This is a genomic window from Dellaglioa sp. CoH-57-MRSF-21, assembly GCF_056781915.1.
Genome location: NZ_JBXAXU010000073.1, coordinates 1 through 416, shown reverse-complemented (window position 1 = coordinate 416; position 416 = coordinate 1). Strand labels below are relative to the sequence as shown.

The window sequence follows — 416 nt, the reverse complement described above, 5'->3', positions numbered from 1 at the left end:
GGTTGAGGGCGCGCGACTGAGCCCCGATGGGGATACTGGTGTCGTTACCGTGCAGGCCGTCCACACGCTGTTCGATGTGTCGATGCTCGTCGTGAAGCATGTGCCGATGCCGACCGGGGAGAACACATGAGAGTCGATATTCAGGAACAAAAGCGGTTCCCGACGTACATCGCGGACCTCGAAGTGGGTGAGCTGTTTTTCCATAACGGTTATGTCTGGGCCCTCACACGCAGCGACACTTACCACGAGGCTATGATCGTGGGCCAAAGCGTAGACCGAAGTGACAGTCCTGATCCGGATGTTGCTGAGGTGCACAAGGCTGGTGAGTACCAACTGTTCGCGACGGACGCGATCGTACGGCGCGTGGCCCATGCGTTGTTCACGTTGGAGCCGCGTCTATGATTCCGAGTGCGTGG

The 416-nt window shown here is 58.7% G+C and carries 1 protein-coding gene; it reads left to right on the top strand.

Annotation, left to right across the window (positions count from 1 at the left end; translation table 11 throughout):
* Nucleotides 1-126: 126 nt before the first annotated feature.
* Nucleotides 127-402 (top strand): hypothetical protein, encoded by a 276-nt coding sequence (locus tag AC1RPQ_RS07990; protein ID WP_281116310.1) that lies wholly within the window; start codon nucleotides 127-129, stop codon nucleotides 400-402.
* The last annotated feature ends 14 nt before the right edge of the window (nucleotides 403-416 follow it).